Consider the following 18,765-nt stretch of genomic DNA (forward strand, 5'->3'; position numbering starts at 1 on the left):
GGGTCGTCAGGGGAGGTGCCGCGTCGCGGTGAGCTCCCGGAACCAGGTCGCGCTGTCCTTGGGGGTGCGCTCGAGGGTGTCGAAGTCCACCCGGACGATTCCGAAACGCTTCGCGTAGCCGTAGCCCCACTCGAAGTTGTCCAGTAGTGACCACACGAAGTAGCCGCGCAGGTCCACACCGGCCTCCAGCGCACGGTGGGCAGCGGTGAAGTGCCGACGCAGGTAGTCAATCCGCTCGACGTCGGCGATGCTGCCGTCGGGGCCGACGACGTCGTCGAAGGCCGCCCCGTTCTCAGTGACCATCAGCGGCTGGTCGGGGAACTGCGCGTGCAGGTCGAGGAGGAGCTCCTCGAGCGCCTCGGGCGCGATGTTCCAGCCCATCGCGGTGTGCGGGCCGGGCTGGGCGACGAACTCCACCACGCCGTCGCTGCCGGGCCAGGCGGTGCCCGCCGAGGCCTTGTGTCCGTCGTGTCCCTGCCGCTCCGATCGCCCGTCCCAGAGTTGGACCGTCGTCGTGGAGTAGTAGTTGATGCCCAACACGTCGATGGGCTGGTGCACCGTTGCGAGGTCACCGTCGCGGACGAAGGACCAGTCGGTCACCGACGCGGTGTCGGCGAGCAGGTCCTCGGGGTAGGAGCCGCGCAGCATCGGCCCGGTGAAGGCGCGGTTCGCCAGTGCGTCGATGCGGCGGGTGGCCTCCGCCGCGCCGTCGCCCACGCCCCGCAGCACGTGGAAGTTCAGGGTGACCGAGTAGTCGGGATCGCCGGTGCTGGCGGCACGCAGCGCCTGCAGGCCCAGTCCGTGCGCGAGGTTCAGGTGGTGGACCGCCGCCAGGGCGGCCGCGGGCTCGGTGCGGCCGGGTGCGTGGCCACCCTGGCCGTAGCCGAGGTAGGCGGAGCACCAGGGCTCGTTGAGCGTCGTCCAGGTGTCGATCCTGTCGCCGAGGGCCTCCCCGACGATGGTGGCGTAGTCCGCGAACGCCTCGGCGGTGGAGCGCACGGCCCAGCCGCCCTCGTCCTCCAGGGTCTGGGGAAGGTCCCAGTGGTAGAGGGTCGCCACCGGCTTGATCCCGCGCTCGAGGAGGCCGTCGACGAGGCGGCCGTAGAAGTCGAGGCCCGCCGGGTTGGCGGGCCCGCGCCCCGTCGGCTGGATCCGCGGCCAGGCGATGGAGAACCGATAGGCGTCGAGCCCGAGGTCCACCATCAGGTCCAGGTCCTGCTCCCAGCGGTGGTAGTGGTCGCACGCCACGTCGCCCGTGTCCCCGTTCCAGACCTTGCCGGGGGTGTGGCTGAACGTGTCCCAGATGGACGGCCCGCGGCCGTCCTCGTCGGCGGCGCCCTCGATCTGGAAGGCGGCGGTGGCGGAGCCGAGGACGAAGCCGGGCGGGAACACGAGGCCGGAGTCGCGGTGGTCGGGGTTGCCGATGGTGGTCATTGGGTGTTCTCCATTGGGTCGGTGTCGGTGGGGGTCAGGTTGGCGTCCAGCAGCACCCGGGTCCCGTGGGGGACCCGGACCTTCCGCGTGAGCTCTCCGGCAGTGACGAGCAGGGTGCCTGCCGCCGCCGGGCTGCGCGCGGTCAGGCTCGCCCCCACCAGCCGCCTGCCGGACCAGCTGATGTCGACGAGCACCCCGGGGCGGGCGACGAGGCCCGTCACGCGGCCGTCGCGCAGGGCGAGGGGGAGCGCCGGCAGCAGGTCGATGCGTCCCGGGCGGTGGCTCTGCAACAGCATCTCGCAGACCGCGCCGACGAACCCGAGGTTGCCGTCGACCTGGAACGGCGGGTGGGCCGCGAACAGGTTGGGGTAGAGACCGCCGCGCTCCCCGGCGCCATCCTCCGCGGAGCGCAGGACCAGCGGCAGCAGCCGCTCGATGCGGTCGGTGTCGCGCAACCGGGCGGCCAGCGCCAGCTTCCAGGCCAGGGACCAGCCGGTGGAGTCGTCGCCGCGTCGGTCCAGGGTGCGCCGCACGGCATCGGTTGGCTCATCCGCGGCGGTGTCGCCGGGGAACCACGGGTAGAGGTGGGACAGGTGCCGGTGCTGCGGGTCCACGGCTGGCACGTCCTCGCCCCACTCCAGCACCGCGCCGTCGCCGGTGCGACGCGGTCCGGGCACCCGCGGCAGGACCTCCGCGCAGGCCAGGGCGACGTCGTCGCCGGGTTGCCCGACCGCCGCCGCCAGTTCGACCACCATGACGAACACCTCTCGCAGGAGGGCCAGGTCCAGCGCGGCGGAGCGGGTCAGCGCGGACGTGCCCGCGCCGGTGCGGTAGCTGTTCTCCGGCGACGTGGACGGGAAGGTGGCGGGCTCCCCGTCGGGGCCGACGGCGAAGTCCAGCAGGAACTCGGCCGCGCCGCGCGCGACGGGCCAGAACCGCGCCAGCGTCTCGGCGGTCATGGCGCCGAAGCGGCGGTGCTCGTCGAACTGCCTCACCAGCCAGGCACCCCCGAAGGGCCAGATGGCCCAGGAGGCGTCGCCGCAGGTGGGCAGCGAGTACCCCCAGACGTCGGTGTTGTGGTGGGCCACCCAGCCGCCGGCGCCGTAGAGCCGCTCGGCAGTCCCGCGGCCGCGGTCCGCCAGAGCCTCGAGCAGCTCCAGCAGCGCCAGGTGCGCGTCGGACTCCCCGGTTGGCTCCGCGCCCCAGTAGTTCATCTGGGTGTTGATGTTGGTGGTGTAGTTCGAGGACCACGGCGGCTGCAGCTCCGCGTTCCAGCGCCCCTGCAGGTTCGCGGGCGGACCGTCCGCGCGCGAGCTGCTGCGCAACAGGTAGCGGCCGTGGTCGAACAGCGCGGGCAGGAGACGCTCGGGGTCGGGCGCGGCGAGCTCGGCCTCGGGGTCCAGCAGGCCCACGGACCCGGGTGTCACCAGCCTCACGCCGCCCTGCAGTTCCCGGCTCGCCGCCGCATGGTCCTCGAACGCGCCCTCGGCCGGCGGGGCGGTGGCGCGCCGGACGGCACGGTCGACCGCCTCCGACACGGCACCGGGGGCCAGCCCGACGCGGACGAAGTTGGTCTCGACCGCCACCGTGGCCCGCAGCCAGCGGGCGCCGGTCACGGTGACGCCGTCGTCGTCTGCGGTGGCGTGGCCGTCGTGGACCAGCCGGACCGACACCGCCACCCGCACGGGTGAGATACCCGGCAGCTCCCACGTCTGGGCGGGCTCCTGCGGCACGTGGCCGGGGGCGGCGTCGGCGGGGGCGGCCAGGACCAGCAGCAGGCCGTCCGGGGACGCTGTGCTGGACTCGACCCGCAGCGGCGAGGTGAAGGAGATGCGGAATCCCATGCCCCCACCGGCGGCCACGCGGCACTCGTGGAGCAGCACGTCGGCCTGCCGCAGGGTGGCTGTGCGGGAGACCACCTCGGCGCCGGGGCCGGTGTGGCGGATGGTGTGCACGGCGTCGTCCAGGCTCAGCTCACGGCCCACCGCGATGTCGCCGCGCTGGCCGAGCAACTCCACGAGCAGCTCGCCCACGGGGAGGAAGGTCTGTGAGTAGCGGTGCTGGATCGCGCCCAGCTCGGCCTGCGCCGCCACCGGGTCGCCCGCGTCGAACAACTCCTCGGCCCGGGCCAGGGCCGCGCGGGCCGCTCCGGGGTCGACGGGGTCGCGATCCTGGCTGGCCGGCCCGCCGGACCACAGCGTCGCCTCGTTGAGCCCGAGCCTGATCTCGCCCGGACCTGCGCCGACCATCGCTCCCAGCCGCCCGTTGCCCAGCGGGAAGCGGTCCAGCCAGGACCGCGAGGGACGATGGTGGACCAGCCGCGTCACGGCGTTCCCGCCCCGGCGGCGGGATCCTCGCGGACCACCCGGACGTCCCCCGCGTCGACCAGCAGGTGGCCGTCGACCGTCGTCCCTGTGACCAGTTCGAAGCCCACGGCAGCGACGCGACGCGGCTGGTCGGAGTGGTTGATCACGAACAGGTGGGTGCTGGCGCCGCTGCGGCGACGGACCGCCTCCACACCGTCGGCGGCCCACGGGTTCTCCGGCGCCGCCCCGGCGCCCTCGAGGATGCGTGCGAGGTGCGCGGACAGGCCGGCCTCGTCGAACCGGGTGGAGAAGTAGTGCGCCGCACCCCGGCCGTGGCGGTTGACGGTGACGGCGGGGCTCCCGGGGGCGATCACGGGATGTGCGTCGTCGGTGTAGGAGGCCACGACGTCGGCGCCGCGCAGGTGGACGACCTCGGACCAGTCACCGGCGCGCGAGCCGTCGGAGAGGGTGAGCACGGTCCCGCTGCGCAGCGGAACGTGCTCCTCGACGTGGACGCCCAGCACCCCGGCGAAGGCGCCGCCGTAGCCGCCGGTGCGAACCCGCAGGTGCTCGTCGGTGGAACCGGAGAACGCCCCCACCAGGAGGGTGCCGCCGGCCGCCACGAAGTCCGCGAACCGTCGCGACTGCTCGTCGCTGACCGGCAGCAGGCTAGGGACCAGGACGACGTCGTGGGCCGAGAGGTCGGCGTCGGGGGAGACGAAGTCGACGGTGTGCCCCAGCCGCCACAGCGCGGTGTGGAACGCGCGCACCGCGGGCAGGAACGCCACGTCCGCCGACGGCATCGCCGGGGTCTCGGCGGCCCACCACGCGTCGCCGCTCCACACGATGGCGACGCGGGCGTCGTTGACCCTGCCGTCGACGGGCGGTGCCACGATCTCGGCGAGCCCGGCGAGCTCCTGCCCCAGCGCGGCCAGTTCCCGGAAGATGCGGCTGTCGGCTCCGGCGTGGGGAACCATCGCGGAGTGGAAGAACTCCGCCCCGGTCAGCGGGGCCCGCCACTGGAAGAACAGGGACCCGAACGCGCCCCGGCTGAGGTACTGGTAGGTGTTGCGCCGGATCCGCCCCGGCGCCTTCACGAGCATCCGGCCGTCGTCGTAGTCGTAGACCAGGCTGGTGGACTGTTCCATCAGCAGCCAGGGCCGGCCGCCGGCGAAGGAACGCGCCAGGTCCGACGCGAAGGCCACGTGGACCTCGCCGGCCGGGCCCTCGTCGTCGAGGTAGTGGTCGATGGACACGACGTCGATCTCGTCGGCCATCGCCCACTGGTCGTAGTGGTTCCAGGTGGGCAGCATGAAGTTGGTGGTGGTGGGCACGTCCGGGCTCAGCTCCCGGACGATCCGGACCTGTTCGGCCAGGCAGTCACGCAGCAGGTCGGCGGAGAACCGCTTGAAGTCCAGCACCTGTGAGGGGTTCGGCAGGTACTGGGTGGCGGGCAGCGCGAGCACGTCGTCCCAGCTGGAGTAGCCCTGCGACCAGAAGGCCGTGTTCCAGGTGCGGTTCAGGTCCGCCAGCGTCCCGTACCGCTGCTGCAGCCACTGCCGGAACGCGACGTCGGTGACCGGACCGTGGGAGACGGTGCCGTACTCGTTGTGCAGGTGCCACAGGACCACCGCGGGGTGCGATCCGTAGCGCTCGGCGAGCACCCTGGTGATGCGCCGCGCGGCCTCGCGGTAGGCGGGCGCGGCGGGGTTGTAGGTGTCGCGGCTGCCGTGGCTCAGCCGCACGCCGTCGGCGCGCACCGGCATCGCCTCGGCGTGCAGGCGGGTGAACCAGGGCGGGGGCGAGGCCGTCGGCGTGGCGAGGACGACGCGGACGCCGTTGGCGTGGAGGCGGTCCAGGGCCTCGTCGAGCCACCCGAAGCTATACTTCCCGGGGTTGGGCTCCAGGCTGGACCAGGAGAAGACGCCCACGGTGGCGGTGTTCACGCGGGCGCGCCGCATCAGGTCGTCGTCCTCGTCGAGGACGGTCCGACTCCACTGCTCGGGGTTGTAGTCGCCCCCGAACCACACGTCCCTCGACACAGGTCGAGGACCACCCAACTCGGACATGCTGCTCCGCCTCGACCCCGTCGTCGTCCACCGCCTCAGTCGAAGCGCTTCGGCAAGGAGTCTAGGAAGCCTCGGTGGCCGCCGTCAAGGACTTATGGCCGGGGCGGCAACAAAAGCCGTACGCCCGAGACGCCTGCGGATCGCATGACAACTGTCACGCCCCATCGGTGACGCCTCCCGATGGTGGGATCCCGCCGCGCGGCGAACCATTGGAGGTATGACAGACACAGTTGGGACCACCCCCGCCATCCGGCTCACCGACGTGCGGAAGCGGTTCCGCACGAAGGAGGGCGACCTCGAGGCAGTGGCCGGCATCGACGTCCAGATCGGGCAGGGCGAGATCGTGGCCTTCCTCGGTCCCAACGGGGCCGGCAAGACCACCACCGTGGACATGGTCCTCGGCCTCACCGAACCGACCTCGGGCACCGTCCGCGTCCTCGGCACGACGCCGCAGCGCGCCGTGCACGCAGGCCGGGTCTCGGCCGTGATGCAGACCGGCGGGCTCCTGCGCGACCTCACCGTCCGCGAGACCGTCACCGCCATCGCCTCGCTGCACGGCGCCAGGCACCGAGTCGCCGAGGTGATGGAGCGCACCGCCATCACCGGGCTCGGCTCCCGCAAGGTGTCCAAGTGCTCCGGCGGCGAGCAGCAGCGCCTGAAGTTCGCGCTGGCGCTGCTCCCGGACCCGGACCTGCTGATCCTCGACGAACCCACCGCCGGCATGGACGTCAACGCCCGCCGCGAGTTCTGGGACACCATGCGCGAAGACGCCGACTCCGGCCGCACCGTCGTGTTCGCCACCCACTACCTCGAGGAGGCCGAGCAGTTCGCCCAGCGCACCATCCTGATCGCCGGTGGCAAGATCGTCGCCGACGGGACCACCGCCCGCATCCAGTCCATGGCCGTCGGGCGCACCGTCTCCGCCGCCCTGCCGGACGTCAACGGCGACCTCGACGCCACCATCGCCGCCATTGGGGAACTCGACGGCGTCACGCACGTCGAGCGCAACGGCCCCCGGGTGTCGGCGGTCACCACCGACTCCGACGCCCTCGCCATGGTCCTCCTGCGCGACCACGGCGCCCACGACCTCCAGATCTCGGCGCCCAGCCTCGAGAACGCCTTCGTCCACCTCACCAGCGGCGCCACCGCGCGCCCCGAACTCCAGGAGAGCCTCCGATGACTGCCACCTACATGGCCATCGACCTGACCCGCCAGCTGCGCGACGTCGGCAACATCATGTTCGTCTTCCTGCTGCCGCTGCTGATGTACCTCGTCTTCGGGGTCTCGATGTCGGTGGCGTCCAACCCGATCGGCGACGCGAACGTCGGCTTCTTCGTGATGAGTTCCATGGCCGCCTACGGCGCCGCCCTGGCCGCGACGTCGTCGACCGGCACGGCCGCCATGGAACAGATGCAGGGCTGGGGCCGCCAGGTGGCGCTCACGCCGGTGCGGCCGGTGCAGCTCGTGCTCGGCAAGGTGGGAGTGGCCCTCGCGGTCACCTTCGTGGCCCTAGCCATCGTCCACCTCGGCGGCCTCCTCACGGGCGCCCGCGCACCCCTCGGCCTGTGGGCGGCCACGGTGGGCATCACCCTCGCCGGCGCGTCGATGTTCGCGCTGTACGGGTTCGCCGTCGCGCAACTGTTCAAGAGCGAGTCCGCCCTCGGTGTCGCCACCGGCGTCCTGGTGCTGATGAGCTTCGTCGGCAACGTGTTCATGCCGCTGGAGGGCTGGATGCTGGAGGCGTCGCGGTTCACGCCGATGTACGGCTTCGTCGGGCTGGTGCGCTGGCCGCTGATGCAGGGCTTCCAGGTGATGGCGCCCGCCGATCCGGACCCGCTGTGGCTGCTTCTCGCTAACGTGGGCGCATGGACCCTGATCTTCGGCGTGCTCGCCGTCGTCGGTGTGCGCCGCGGTCGCAACAGGCAGTGACGACGCCGTGACTACGCGGCCGATCGACCCCCGGGCCGCCAAGGGCGCGAGCACCTGGCAGTCCTGGGGTTGGCTCATGCCAGGGATCTGGCTGCTCTTCCTCGTCTACACCGTGCTGGGCGTGTTCGAGGCGGACCTCGGCGCCGGCCTGACCGTGGTCGGGCTCGCGCTGGTCGTCGTCTACGGGGCCGCGTACCTCGTCGGTTTCAACATGTTGATGGGCGGCGCGCTGTGCCGGCTCCGGTTCCCGGGCTGGCGCTGGGCGGGGCTCGCGCTGTTGTGGTTGTGCATCGCCGCGCAGATCGCCCTGATCGGCCCGGCCGCGGTGAACATGTGCCCCTTCACGCTGGCCTACGCGGCCTACATGTTCAGGCCGCTGGTGTCATGGGTGGTCGCCGGCGTCACCATCGCAGGGGTGTCGGTGTTCGCCTGGACCCGGACGCAGGAGTCGTTCTGGTACATCGTGGTGGTCATGATCGGGGTGTTCGCGATCTGCATCGTGATGCGCACCCTGATCGAGGCCGACGAGGCCGCCACCATCGCCCGGCGTGACCTGGCGGTGATCTCCGAGCGCGAGCGGGTGGCGCGCGACGTCCACGACGGCCTCGGGCACACCCTCACCGTCGTGGCGATGAAGGCGGAACTCGCCGAGCGCATCATGGACGCGGACCCCGAGCGGGCACGCAGCGAGCTGGCGGACCTGCGCCGCCTGACCCGCGACGCGCTGGACCAGGTCCGGATCACCGTCGGCGGCCTGCGCGCCGCCGACCTGCCCAACCAGTTGGCGGCGCTCACCCTGGCGCTCGAGGGCGCCGGGCTCGAGGTGGAGGTCCGCGGCGACCCGGCCGAGGTGGACCCCGACCTGCGCACCGCTCTCGGCTGGGTGTTGCGCGAGGCCGGCACCAACATCCTGCGCCACTCCGGCGCCACCCGCTGCACCATCGTCTTCAGCGACCGCTCCGTCGAGGTGCTCGACGACGGCGTCGGCCTGGGGGAGGCCCCGGCCGGGCACGGTCGGCGCGGCATGGCCGAGCGGCTCTCCGCCGTCGGCGCGGAACTGCGCATCGAGGACCGCACCGAACCGGGCACGAGGGTGGCGGTCACGTGGTGATCAGGGTGCTCGTCGCCGACGACCAGGCCCTCGTCCGCGGGGCACTGGCTGCGCTGCTCAACCTCGAGCCCGACATCGAGGTGGTGGCCGAGGTCCCCGACGGCGACGGCGTGCTCGACGCCGTCCGCGAGCACGCCGTCGACGTCTGCCTGCTGGACATCCAGATGGCCCGGCTCGACGGCATCGCCGCCACCGCCCAGGTGCGCGCCGCGGTGCCGGGGTGCCGGGTGCTCATCGTCACCACCTTCGGCCGCACCGGCTACCTCCGACGCGCGCTCGAGGCGGGCGCGAGCGGCTTCGTGGTCAAGGACACCCCCGCCGCGCAGCTGGCCGATGCCATCCGTCGTGTCCACCAAGGGCTGCGGGTGGTGGACCAGCAGCTGGCCGCGGAGTCGCTGGCGGAGGGTTCGAACCCGCTGAGCGAGCGGGAGCGGCAGGTGCTGGCAATGGCCCGCGACGGCGTCGCCGTGGCCGTGATCGCCAGGCAGGTGCACCTCTCCCCGGGCACGGTGCGCAACCACCTCTCCTCGGCCATCGGCAAGACCGGGGCCGCCAATCGAATCGAGGCGGCCAACACAGCGGCGCAGCGGGGCTGGCTCTAGCGGGGCCCCGGTACGCTTGCCCGCATGGATTCCGCCGTGCAGCCCGTCTGCTACCGCCACCCGGACGTGCTCACCCGCATCGTGTGCCAGCGCTGCAACCGACCCATCTGCCCCCAGTGCATGATTCCGGGCGCCGTCGGGTTCCAGTGCCCCGAGTGCGTCGCCATCGGGCAGCGCGAGACCCGCCAGCTGGTCCTGCCCTACGGGGGACGGCGCAGCAGGGACCCCCGGTTGACCTCAATCATCCTGATCGCGATGAACGCGCTGGTGTGGGTGGGCGTGATGCTCACCGGCGGCGCGTTCGGCCGGGTCTTCGACACGCTGGCGATCAAGGCGCAGGGCATCTGCACCGTGGACGAGTCGCACTACCTGCCGGGCGGCGAGTCCCAATGCCTCGCCGCCGGCTACACCTGGGTCGACGGCGTCGCCACAGGATCCTGGTGGCAGCTGCTCACCAACGCGTTCACGCATTCGGAGCCCCTCCACATCGGGTTCAACATGCTCGCGCTGTGGGTGCTCGGCCCCCAGTTGGAGAAGGTCTTCGGCCGCGCCCGGTTCCTCGCCGTCTACTTCGCCTCGGCGCTGATGGCCTCGACGTTCGTGATGTGGTTCTCCGACCCGCACACCGCCACCGTGGGCGCCTCGGGCGCGGTCTTCGGCCTGATGGCCGCCATCCTGCTCGTGGCCTACAAGCACAAGGGCAACTACCAGACCATCCTGATGTGGCTCGGCGCCAACGTCGTGATCACCGTCGTCGGGTCCTCCTACATCTCCTGGCAGGGCCACCTGGGTGGCTTCGTCGGCGGCCTGCTCACCGCCCTGGCGCTGATGTACCTGCCGAAGGAGCGGCGCAAGCCTTGGCAGTGGGTCCTGGTGGCCGCGGTCGGCGTGGTCGCGCTGGTGGCCTCCGTGGTGCGGGCGGTCGCGCTGGCAGGCTGAGAGCTCTCAGCCTGTTCTTTTCCATACCCCATCCGACGGGGAATTCCAGGGAGATTTCTGAAGTTTCCTTGTGAATTCTCAGGATGTTCGCGTACGCTCATGCTGTTTCACCGGAACCCAGAGCTATTCGAGGGGGGCGTGCGGCTGTGCGTCGAATGCGAGTCCTGATCCACTCGACGGTGGCTGCCGTCGTCCTGACGCTGGCCGGCCTGCTCCCGCAACCGGCCCACGCCGCCGAACTCCCCGACTTCCCGATGGCCCTGCCCGTCGCCTGGGGCGCCACGGTCCAGGCCGGTGGCACCCACACCCACGCCTCCGGCGTGCGCAGTTCCGTGGACCTCGGCGCCCTCAACGGCGCCAGCATCCCCGTGACCGCCGTCGCCGACGGCGTCGCCTCCGTCAAGCCGGGCTGCAGCGTCACCGTGACCCACGCCGACGGCTGGCAGACGCAGTACTACCACCTCAGGTCCATCCCCTCCGGCCTCGACGGCGCGCAGGTGGTCGCCGGGCAGCGGGTGGGCATGACCGCGATGCCGGGCTCCGAGACCTGCGGCCGGGGCAGTTTCCGCCACGTGCACCTGACCCTGATGAGGAACGGCGAGGAGATGGCCATCGACGGCCTCTCGCTCGGCGGCTACACCATCCACACCACCGGCCGCAGCTACTGCGGCTTCTGGTCCCGGGACTCCGACGGCGTGGTCGTCGCCGACGCCCAGCGCGCCTGCCTCGCGGTGCCCAGCCTGGCGAACAACATCGTGAACCCTGCCAACCTGGCGGCCCGCGGCATCGACGGACCCAGCCGCTCCACGACCCGCCCCGTGATCGCCGACGCCGACACCATCACCGCCGAACTGCTCTACATCACCGAGGGCAACCACACCGTCGGCGGCCGCGCCTGGGCCACCGACTGCGAGCCCTACTCGCAGACCGAGCGCTGCTTCACCGACATCTGGGCCACCCAGGTCATCCACGACGGCGGCGGCTACAAGATGGTGGAGGGCTGGGCCTTCAACAACCTCACCTACAAGGCCCTGCCGCGCGCGGCCTGGGCGAAGAACCCGCTGGGCCACACCGCCGAGTGGGTCTCCGACGACGGCCGCTCCTGGTACACCGAGTGCGACACCGCCGCCACCGGGCGGGGCGGTTGCCGCAGCTACATCATGGCCACCACGTACTCAGCGCAGAAGAACGCCTGGGGCCTCTACGAGGTGGACGCCCAGACCAAGTGGGTGTTCAACAACATGGTGCGCTTCACCCCGGCCAGCGAGCCTGTCGCAGCCGCTGCGGCCGCACCGCAAGCGAGCGCCATCCCCACCCCGGCACAGGCACCTTCGCCCACCGTCGCTGCCACGGAGGCGGCGGTCACGGTCACGGAGCCGGCGGCCACGGAGTCGGCGGCCACGGAGGCGGTGGCCACGACTGCTGCCACCGGCACGGTGGAGGCCCCCGCAGAGGGCTGAGCCCTACTCGAAAAGGGCGGTGATCAGCGGCGCGGCCGAGGTCGAGCCGGAGACGCCGTCCTCGACGAACGCCGCGATGGCGTAGTTCTGGTTCCACGAGATCATCCAGCCGTGGTGCTTGTAGTTGCCCACCGGGCCCCACTCCGCGGTGCCAGTCTTGGCGCCCGTCATGATGGGGGCCAACGACTTGCCCGGCCCCTGGGTGATCACGGCGGTCATCATCTGCTGCAGCGCGGCCGTCTCCGCGGCTGTCAGCGGCGCGGCGGTGGCCTCGGCCTGGGTGCCGGCGACCACCCAGGGGATGGTGGTCTTCCCACTGGCGACGCTGGCCGCGACTGCTGCCATCCCAAGCGGGGACATCGTGATCTGGCCCTGCCCGATCATGCTGGCGGCCCTGTCGATCGCGCTGTTGTTGGGCTGCACCGTGCCGAAGTTCGAGGTGAAGCCGGCGTCGTAGTCCGTGCCCACCCCGAGGCTCCCGGCGGCCGCGTGCAGCTCGTCGGGGGTGATCGACGCCGCGGCCCCGGCGAACGCGGTGTTGCAGGAGTGCGCCAGCGCCTGGGTGAGCGTGATGGAGCCGACCATGTTGCCCGGGTAGTCGGAGTAGTTGGTGAAGTTGTGGCCCGACACCCCGAGGGTGGCGGGGCACTCGACGCTGGAGGTGGGTGTGTAGCCCTTGCGCAGCATCGCCAGCGCGGAGACCACCTTGAACGTCGAGCCGGGCGCGAACTTGCCGAACGTCGCCTGCGGGTACTCGCCCGCCGCGGGGGAGTTGGCGGCCGCGAGGACGGCGCCGTCGCTGGGGCGGACCACTACGAGGGTCGCGAGCCCCGGCTGGGTGCTGAGCACCTCCTCGGCCCTGGTCTGGAGGTCGCGGTCGAGGCTGAGTTCGAGCGGGGCGCCGACGCTGGAGTCCTGGCGGAACAGGTTCTGCTCCTCGAACTGCTCGGCGGCATTGGGATCGGCCTCGGTGTTGCGTCCCACCAGGTCGATCCTGACCTCCGGGACGCCGCGCAGCCGCTCCTGGTAGCGCGCCTGCAGGCCGCTGAGGCCGATGACGTCCTCGGGCCAGACCTCGCCGTCGGACTCGGCCACCTGCTCCGCGCTCGGCTTGCCGGTCTTGCCGAGGATGCTGATGGCGAAGGTGCTGCTGGGGGCGACGTTGGCGGTGGTCGCAAGTGCGATCGCCCCGGGCACCTTGCTGATGTCGGGCGTGATCTCCTCCTGCGTCATGGTGCGGGCGACCACGAACTGCTTCGGGCCGCCGGCCAGCACCTTGGCGACGTACGCGGCGGGATCGATCTCGACGAGCCGGGCCAGGTCCGCGGCCGCGGTCTCCCACTCGGCCTCCACCACCTGGCTCTTGTCGAGCCCCACCTGGTAGAGCGTGCGCTCCTCCACGAGCGCCAGGCCCTCGTTGTCGTTGATCGGGGCCCGCTTCGGCAGGGTGCGCGTGTGGCGCATCCGGGAGTCGGTGGTGAGCTGCGAGTGGATGAGCTGGGGGGACCAGGTGACCTGCCACTGGTCGTCGGCGAACTCGAGCGGCACGGTGGTCTGGAACGTCCAACCCTCCAGCCCGATGTCGTAGCTGTGGGTCAGGGTGCCGACGGCGGTGCCGGCCTCCGCCTCGTACTGCACGCCCTCGGCGGTCACCGTCGGACGGATCCCGTCCATGCCCGCGAAGATCGCTTCGAGGTCCTCCTGGGCCCGTTCAGGGTCGGCGAGGGGTAACTTCGTCACGTCGAACTCGGTGAGCGCGGCCGCGAGGTCCGCCACCAGGGGATCGGCCGAGGGCAGGTCCACCGGCGGGATGCTCTCGGTGGTGGGGGGAGCCGACTCGTCGGGCTCGGGGGACAGGGGCGCGCAGGCACCCGTCACCATCATCCCGAGGGAAAGCACGATGGCGGCCACACGTCGTCGTCCCACGGGTCCTCCCTTGCCACAAGCCCAACACGTCGAGAGTACCCGCCACGAGCACCCTGATTCCGGCAGGCGCGCCCGGGTGTCCCCGATGCCCCACCGGCAGCGTGTTCGGTGTGGCTTCACCCGCCGGGTTATTCTAGATGTCAGCGCAGGTGGCGGATCCGGTACCTGTGCGTTCTTCTCTAACCCCGTTGGGAGTTGTTGCACGTTGTCCGTTGCACCTTGGGTCTGGGTCCTCACGATCGCCGTGATCGCGGCCCTCCTCGCATTCGACTTCTTCTTCCATGTTCGCAAGGCGCACATCCCCACCCTCAGGGAGGCCGCGGTCTGGTCCTCCATCTACGTCGGGATCGCCATTGCCTTCGGCGTCCTGCTGCTGTTCTTCGGCGGCGCCCAGATGGGCGGTGAGTACTTCACCGGCTACCTGATCGAGAAGGCACTCAGCGTCGACAACCTGTTCGTGTTCCTCGTGATCATCGGATCCTTCGCCGTGCCGCGCGAGGACCAGCAGAAGGTGCTGCTGTTCGGCATCGTGTTCGCCCTCATCGCCCGCACGGCCTTCATCCTCGCCGGCAAGGCGATCATCGAGACCTGGTCCTGGGCGTTCTACATCTTCGGCCTGTTCCTGATCATCACGGCCGGCCGCATGATCGGCCCCGAGAAGGAGGACCAGGACGACGCCAACAACTTCATCATCCGGCTGGCGAAGAAGTACCTGCGCACCTCGGACCACTACGACGGCGACAAGCTCTTCACCATCGAGAACGGCAAGCGCGTCCTCACGCCGATGCTGCTGGTGATGGTCGCCATCGGGGGCACGGACCTGCTCTTCGCACTGGACTCGGTGCCGGCCATCTACGGCGTCACCACCGACGTCTACGTCGTGTTCACCGCCACTGCGTTCTCGCTGATGGGCCTGCGCCAGCTCTACTTCCTGATCGACGGCCTGCTGGACCGCCTCATCTACCTCAAGTACGGGCTGTCGGCCATCCTCGCGTTCATCGGCATCAAGCTCGTCCTCGAGGCCCTCGTCAGCAACCAGCTGCCGTTCATCAACGGCGGCGAGCCGGTCGACGTGTGGCACCCCACGATCCCCGTCTCGCTCAGTGTGATCGTCGTGGTCCTCGCCGTCACGATCGTGGCGTCCCTGGTCAGCCCCACCGGTCGGATCGCCAGCGCCGTCGGGTCCCTGGACCGGGCCGCGCACGCCTACCTGCACACCGAGTACCACTCCGACGGTGACGACCGCCTGCGCCAGTACGAGCAGATCCAGGAGAAGCTCGCCAAGCTGCGTTCGATGGACTCGCCGAAGGCCAGGCAGATGGCCGACGAGGCCGGACTGCCGTGGACCATGGAGAAGGTCGAGGAACTGCACCTGTCCACCAGGGACAGGTAACCCTTGGCGATCGGTCCCGCGCTCAAGCGGCTCTGGCGGCACCGGGCGTTCCGTCGGCTCCTCACCGTACGCGTCCTCAGCCAGGCCGCCGACGGCACCCTGCAGGTGGGGATGGCCTCCTACGTGCTGTTCTCCCCGCAGAGCCAGCCCGACGCCTGGGCGATCGCCGGGGTGCTGGCGCTGACGCTGCTGCCGTTCACCGTCGTCGGACCGTTCGTCTCCACGTACCTCGACCGGTGGTCGCGGCGGCAGGTGACCGTCATCTCGGACACCATCCGGTGTGCACTCGCCGTCGTCATCGGGGCCATCATCGCCGCAAACCTGACCGAGGGCGGTTGGCAGGTGGTGCTCTTCGGTGCCCTGCTGGTGGCGATGAGCATCAACCGGTTCATGCTGGCCGGGCTCAGCGCGGGGATGCAGTACACCGTCGAGGACGACGAGTACCTGTCCGCGTCCTCGATCCTGCCGACGGTGGGGCCGCTCGGACTGGTCATCGGGGCGGTACTCGGCTTCGGCGCCCGCGCCGGACTGGGACCGTTCCTGCCCGCCCACCAGGCCGACGCCGTCGTGTTCTGGGTGGCGGCCCTCGGGTTCTTCTGCTCCGTGCTGGTCTCGCGCCGGTTCGGCCGCGACGCGCTCGGCCCGGAGCCGGGGCAGCCCGTCACCGCGGCCCGGGAGGTGCTCGCCGGACTCGGGGAGGCCTGGGCGCACCTGCGCACCCGTGGGCCGGCCGGCCTCGGGCTGGCGAGCATGTTCGTGTCCCGGCTGCTGTTCGGCATGCTCACCGTCATCGTGATCCTCGCGCTGCGGAACCTGTACCACGTGGGCAATCCCGACGCGGCCCTGGCCGACCTGACGGTCTGGGGCCTGATGACCGGCGCCGGCTTCATCCTCGCCACCCCGTTCGTGCCCGTGGCGGCCAGGCGGGTCGGGCTGCGCCGGACCGCGGTCGGCGTGCTGCTGCTCGGCGGCGTCGCCCAGCTGGTGCCCGTCCTCGTCGGCGGGAAGTGGGCGCTGTTCGTGATCTCCTTCTTCGTCGGCCTCGCCGCGCAGTCGCTCAAGATCTGCGTCGACACGCTCGTGCAGGCCCACGTCGCCGAAGAGTTCAAGGGCAGGGTGTTCGTGTTCTACGACATGCTCTTCAACGGCGCCTTCGTGCTGGCCGCGGTGGTCGTCGCGCTCGCGTTGCCGGAGACAGGCGTCGCCGCCGCTGGGTTCGCGGTGCTGGCGGCCGTGTGGCTCGCCCTGGCGGTGGCCTTCGAGCTCGTCTCCCGCGCCATCGGCCGGGCGGCCTTCGAGAGGGGCACCGAGGACCTCACCCTCGCCTGACGTCCAGCTGGCTCCGGCGAAAGGGACTTCGGCGGGCGCTTGCCACCCTTGGTGCAGGACGCTCCGGATCTGTCGGGAGCGGCCTTCACAGAGGGTGGCGAACCGCACCAGGGGTGGCGAACTGCGCCCACCAGAGGTGGGCAGGGGTTCAGTCGTCGAGCAGCCCGCACTCGTGTGCGATCAGCACCAACCCCACCCGGTCACGCGCCCGCAGCTTGCTCAGCAGTCGGCCGATGTGGGTCTTGACGGTGCCCTCGGCCATGTAGAGCCGCTGCCCGATCTCGGTGTTGTTGGCACCGCGGGACACCTCGACGAGCACCTCCCGCTCGCGCTCGGTCAGCGCGGCGAGCTTGTCCTGGGACGGTGCCTGCGACGACGGCAGCTTCGCCGCGACGTGGTCCAGCAGGCGACGCGTGGCCGTCGGGGCGACGATCGCGCCACCGGCCGCGACCACCCGGATCGCGCCCAGCAGCTCCTCGGGCAGGGCGTCCTTCAGGAGGAACCCGGAGGCGCCGTTGCGCAGGGCGGCGAAGACGTACTCGTCGAGGTCGAAGGTGGTCAGAACGAGCACCTTGGTGTCGACGTCCAGCTCCGCGATCCGCCTGGTGGCCTCGGTGCCGTCCATGTTGGGCATCCGGATGTCCATCAGAACCACGTCCACCCGGCGCGAGCGGACCATCGCCACCGCCTCGGCCCCGTCGGAGGCCTCCCCGACGCACTCCATGTCGTCGGTGGAGTCGACCATCATCCGCAGTCCGCTGCGGACCAGCGACTGGTCGTCGGCGAGCAGGACCTTGATCATCTGGTTTCCCTTCATCTGAGCCAGCCGCGCCCGAGCTGGGACGGCAGCGGCAGTATCGCGGTCACGTCGAAGCCGCCGCCGGTGCGTGGCCCGGCCCTGAACGTACCGCTCATCGCGTTCACGCGCTCCCGCATCCCCCTCAGGCCCGAGCCTCCGCCGTCGGTGCCGGAATGGCCGCCGATCCCGTCGTCGGCCACCCTGATCCGGAGCTCCTCGGGGCTCGACTCGACGGTGACGGTGGCGCGCGCCGTCGCCCCGGCGTGCTTGAGGAAGTTGGTGACGCTCTCCTGGACGATCCGGAAGGCGGTCAGCCCGAGGGACTCCGGGACCATCGGCAGCGTCTCGGGCATCTCGAGCTCGATGCGGTCGCCGGCCTTGGCGACCATCTCCGGGATGTCGGACAGGCCGGGGCTCGGGCCGAAGGCCGCCCCCTCGTCGCCGCGCAGCAGCGAGACGATGTGGCGCATCTCGCCGATGGAGTTGCGTCCCGTGCAGGCGATCACGTCGAGCGCCTCGGCCGCCGCCTCCGGGCGCTTGGTGAGGAGTGCTTTCGAGCCCTCCGCCTGCACGACTATCACCGACAGCGAGTGCGCCACGACGTCGTGCAGTTCGCGTGCCACCTCGTTGCGGACGCGCTCGGTGGTGAGTTCGGAGGCCTGCCGGAGCTTCTGGGCGTCGGTGACGAACCGCTCCTCGGTGAGCTCGCGCTCGAGCTGCTCGTAGCGGGCCTTCTCCTTGCCGCGTCGTCCCAGCAGGTAGGCCATTGAGCACAGGGTCAGGCACAGGCACACCAGCATCGAGCCGGCGACGAAGCGCTCACCCTCCTCGACGTTGCCGAGCCAGGAAAGCGGCCCGGCGATGGAGGCGGCCACGAACACTGGCACCAGCACCATGGAGACGCTCGCCGAGACCGTCCGGGCCACCGAGTAGATGACCACGAGCACCACCACGACCGCGGGGGTGGGGGAGTCCAGCTGCGCGACCATGCCGACGCCGGCCAGGGCGCACACCGCGACGGCGAACAGCGGTGCGACGCGGCGCAGGGCGAGGGAGGACACCATCAGGGCGGACCAGGCGACGGCGACCCACGTCGCCGGCGAGGAGTCCGCCACCGGGAGGGGGACCACGAGCACCAGCAGGGCCGCGAGTGCCGCCAGTGAATCGGCCAGCAGTCGTCGGCGGTCACTGGACAGTCCGGCTCCCATCATGCAGGTCAGCTTAGGGCGACGCCCGGCCCGGATCCGTCAGACCGTGGGTTGGTTCAGGGGCGACTCAGGTCTTCGGCAGGGTCTACCCCCATGCCCCCACCCCGTGGGGCGGGTAGATTTCGGGGCATGGTTCGAAAGTTCTTCTGGGTACTCACCATCTTGGCCGCAGCCTGTGCGGCGTCGGGCCTTGTCGATCGTCGCCACGCCAAGCAGCGTCGCGAGCTGTGGGCCGAGGCCACCGACCCGGTCTGACCTTC

15 protein-coding genes are annotated in these 18,765 nt (G+C 71.1%); 9 read left to right on the forward strand and 6 right to left on the reverse strand.

Annotated features, from left to right (window positions below):
* Positions 1–6: 6 nt before the first annotated feature.
* The 3 genes from FOJ82_RS08300 to FOJ82_RS08310 are packed head-to-tail and all read right to left on the reverse strand — an operon-like array spanning position 7 to position 5,782.
* On the reverse strand, positions 7–1,434 hold the full coding sequence (locus tag FOJ82_RS08300; protein ID WP_143938027.1) for a GH1 family beta-glucosidase: 1,428 nt from the start codon (positions 1,432–1,434) through the stop codon (positions 7–9).
* Positions 1,431–3,761 (reverse strand): glycosyl hydrolase family 95 catalytic domain-containing protein, encoded by a 2,331-nt coding sequence (locus tag FOJ82_RS08305; protein ID WP_143938028.1) that lies wholly within the window; start codon positions 3,759–3,761, stop codon positions 1,431–1,433. The genes FOJ82_RS08300 and FOJ82_RS08305 overlap by 4 nt, the downstream gene beginning before the upstream one ends.
* The gene (locus tag FOJ82_RS08310) at positions 3,758–5,782 is read right to left on the reverse strand and encodes a beta-galactosidase (protein WP_246099811.1); all 2,025 of its coding nucleotides are present in this window, start codon (positions 5,780–5,782) and stop codon (positions 3,758–3,760) included. Before FOJ82_RS08310 ends, FOJ82_RS08305 begins: the two co-directional genes overlap by 4 nt.
* A gap of 244 nt (positions 5,783–6,026) precedes the next feature.
* Here FOJ82_RS08310 and FOJ82_RS08315 point away from each other — a divergent pair, with 244 nt between their 5' ends.
* The 6 genes from FOJ82_RS08315 (at position 6,027) to FOJ82_RS08340 (ending at position 11,850) form a co-directional block, all read left to right on the forward strand.
* On the forward strand, positions 6,027–6,989 hold the full coding sequence (locus FOJ82_RS08315; protein ID WP_143938030.1) for an ABC transporter ATP-binding protein: 963 nt from the start codon (positions 6,027–6,029) through the stop codon (positions 6,987–6,989).
* Entirely contained in the window at positions 6,986–7,738 is a 753-nt protein-coding gene (locus FOJ82_RS08320) for an ABC transporter permease (protein ID WP_143938031.1), read from the forward strand. Before FOJ82_RS08315 ends, FOJ82_RS08320 begins: the two co-directional genes overlap by 4 nt.
* Positions 7,739–7,745: 7 nt before the next feature.
* On the forward strand, positions 7,746–8,849 hold the full coding sequence (locus FOJ82_RS08325) for a sensor histidine kinase (RefSeq protein ID WP_143938032.1): 1,104 nt from the start codon (positions 7,746–7,748) through the stop codon (positions 8,847–8,849).
* Entirely contained in the window at positions 8,843–9,451 is a 609-nt protein-coding gene (locus FOJ82_RS08330) for a response regulator (protein ID WP_221933079.1), read from the forward strand. The genes FOJ82_RS08325 and FOJ82_RS08330 overlap by 7 nt, the downstream gene beginning before the upstream one ends.
* Positions 9,452–9,475: 24 nt before the next feature.
* Complete coding sequence (locus tag FOJ82_RS08335; RefSeq protein WP_246099812.1) at positions 9,476–10,390, forward strand: rhomboid family intramembrane serine protease; 915 nt, start codon at positions 9,476–9,478, stop codon at positions 10,388–10,390.
* A 155-nt stretch (positions 10,391–10,545) separates the two neighbouring features.
* Positions 10,546–11,850 carry a peptidoglycan DD-metalloendopeptidase family protein gene (locus FOJ82_RS08340; RefSeq protein WP_246099832.1) on the forward strand — a complete coding sequence of 435 codons (1,305 nt, stop codon included), beginning with the start codon at positions 10,546–10,548 and terminating at the stop codon, positions 11,848–11,850.
* Between the two features lie 3 nt (positions 11,851–11,853).
* Here FOJ82_RS08340 and FOJ82_RS08345 read toward each other — a convergent pair whose 3' ends face one another.
* Positions 11,854–13,776: a penicillin-binding transpeptidase domain-containing protein gene (locus tag FOJ82_RS08345; RefSeq protein ID WP_185975688.1), complete on the reverse strand. Its 1,923-nt coding sequence runs from the start codon at positions 13,774–13,776 to the stop codon at positions 11,854–11,856.
* 205 nt (positions 13,777–13,981) lie between these two features.
* Between FOJ82_RS08345 and FOJ82_RS08350 the strand changes: the two genes are divergently transcribed.
* Both FOJ82_RS08350 and FOJ82_RS08355 read left to right on the forward strand, forming a co-directional pair.
* On the forward strand, positions 13,982–15,169 hold the full coding sequence (locus FOJ82_RS08350) for a TerC family protein (RefSeq protein WP_143938035.1): 1,188 nt from the start codon (positions 13,982–13,984) through the stop codon (positions 15,167–15,169).
* A 3-nt stretch (positions 15,170–15,172) separates the two neighbouring features.
* Positions 15,173–16,498, forward strand: a complete 1,326-nt coding sequence (locus FOJ82_RS08355) for an MFS transporter (RefSeq protein WP_143938036.1) — start codon at positions 15,173–15,175, stop codon at positions 16,496–16,498.
* A 148-nt stretch (positions 16,499–16,646) separates the two neighbouring features.
* On the opposite strand, the gene FOJ82_RS08360 is transcribed toward FOJ82_RS08355, so the two are convergent.
* On the reverse strand, positions 16,647–17,300 hold the full coding sequence (locus tag FOJ82_RS08360; RefSeq protein WP_143938037.1) for a response regulator: 654 nt from the start codon (positions 17,298–17,300) through the stop codon (positions 16,647–16,649).
* An 11-nt stretch (positions 17,301–17,311) separates the two neighbouring features.
* Positions 17,312–18,508 (reverse strand): sensor histidine kinase, encoded by a 1,197-nt coding sequence (locus tag FOJ82_RS08365; RefSeq protein WP_143938038.1) that lies wholly within the window; start codon positions 18,506–18,508, stop codon positions 17,312–17,314.
* A gap of 126 nt (positions 18,509–18,634) precedes the next feature.
* On the opposite strand from FOJ82_RS08365, the gene FOJ82_RS16870 reads away from it, so the two are divergent.
* Entirely contained in the window at positions 18,635–18,760 is a 126-nt protein-coding gene (locus FOJ82_RS16870) for a hypothetical protein (RefSeq protein ID WP_281279935.1), read from the forward strand.
* The last annotated feature ends 5 nt before the right edge of the window (positions 18,761–18,765 follow it).

Source organism: Tessaracoccus rhinocerotis, assembly GCF_007197885.1.
GTDB lineage: Bacteria > Actinomycetota > Actinomycetes > Propionibacteriales > Propionibacteriaceae > Arachnia > Arachnia rhinocerotis.